General features: G+C 54.7%; 1 pseudogene. It reads right to left on the reverse strand.

The window, feature by feature from the left end:
• Positions 1–131 precede the first annotated feature (131 nt).
• A pseudogene (locus J5M56_RS25260) lies at positions 132–453 on the reverse strand (alkaline phosphatase family protein); the annotation flags it as partial.

Below are 453 nucleotides of genomic sequence, written 5' to 3' on the forward strand. Positions count from 1 at the left end.
GAATATGTCGGCGGCAGTGAACATTTCTCCAGTGCACAACTGAAATGAGCAGAAGATCGCAGCTTCACGCAGCCCCAACAGGGTAATGCGCCTTGTGTAGGAGCTGCCGAAGGCTGCGATCTTTTGGTGTTTCAACGCAATTTCATACTGATCGACTGCAACTTCTTGCCATCGCGGTCATGGTAATTGACCAATATCTGATCAGCCTCAACGACCACATGCGCAAAATTGTCCTGACTCACTACCGCACTGGTCAGCTCGTGCCGATAATCCCCGGCCGCCGTGCGCACCAGCGGTTGATCGAGGATAAACGTTGAAGCCTTGGCATACGGCAGCAATTTGCTGTTGTGCAGCGGCGAGGACACGATGGTGTGCACCTCGAAATCGGTGTCCTCGCTGTGAGACAGGCGACTGGTCAGCGAGCCATGGACGTCGCCGGAAACGAACACCACG

Source organism: Pseudomonas sp. 51_B, from assembly GCF_017491595.1.
Classification (GTDB): Bacteria; Pseudomonadota; Gammaproteobacteria; order Pseudomonadales; family Pseudomonadaceae; genus Aquipseudomonas; species Aquipseudomonas promysalinigenes.